This window comes from Blautia ammoniilytica, from assembly GCF_025566965.1.
Taxonomy (GTDB): domain Bacteria; phylum Bacillota; class Clostridia; order Lachnospirales; family Lachnospiraceae; genus Blautia_A; species Blautia_A ammoniilytica.
This window is the reverse complement of the sequence record NZ_JAOQJL010000079.1, coordinates 1-697: the sequence shown is the minus strand read 5'-3', so window position 1 is coordinate 697 and position 697 is coordinate 1. Positions and strand designations below refer to the sequence as shown.

The 697-nt window shown below is 36.2% G+C and carries 2 protein-coding genes (1 of these 2 cut by a window edge); both read left to right on the top strand.

Going from position 1 to position 697, the window contains the following annotated elements; all coding sequences use genetic code 11:
* Positions 1–222, top strand: partial view of an Ig-like domain-containing protein gene (locus OCV61_RS18950; protein WP_158422950.1) — the 3' portion only. 39 nt of this gene lie to the left of the window's left edge; the window shows 222 of its 261 coding nt (coding positions 40–261); its start codon lies off the left edge, out of view; the stop codon is at positions 220–222.
* Positions 223–311: 89 nt separating this feature from the next.
* Positions 312–697 (top strand): hypothetical protein (locus OCV61_RS18410; RefSeq protein ID WP_158422949.1); only part of this gene is annotated, 386 nt, incomplete at its 3' end.

Sequence of the window (697 nt, the reverse complement as noted above, 5' to 3'; positions counted from 1 at the left end):
GGCTTAACGAAAAAAGTTACACTGAAAAAAGGAAAAAGTATAGCATTAAAACCAATCCGGCAGCCGTTTACATCAATTGAAAAGATAACCTATTCCAGTTCCCGGAAGGAGGTGGCAACCGTTACGTCAAAAGGCAGGGTAAAAGCGGTTAGTAAAGGAAAATGCCGGATTACGGTGAAGGCAGGCAAAAAGAAAGCATATGTGACTGTAACAGTACGTTAAGCAAAAGATCAGAAGCCCAGGAATGTGCCTTGAAATAGTAAAAATATTAAAACAAATTTTTAAGTCCAGTATACAGGAGGAATTATCTTATGAAAACAAAGAAAAAGATACTGTTAATAATGTTACTGTCTGTGTTAATGGTTTTGGCTTCGTCTGTATCCGTATGGGCAGCAAAGAATCCATTATCCAAGATGCCTAGAAATGTGGGATCTGTAGCATCTCCGGTTAATGTATCGGTAATAAATAAAACATCTTTCTGTACAGAACCTTATGATGGTAAGGTCAAGATATCTGTAAAAAACAGTAATTCGGAAGTTGCTGACGTTTTTTGCCAATCGACCATTCAAATAGTCAATGGAAAAGCTAAAAATTGCGGGAATTTTTGGGTGACATGTAAAAAGCCTGGAACTACGACTGTTAAAGTTACTGTAAAGGTAAACGGTAAAAGTTATACAAAAAGTTGTAAATATACTTT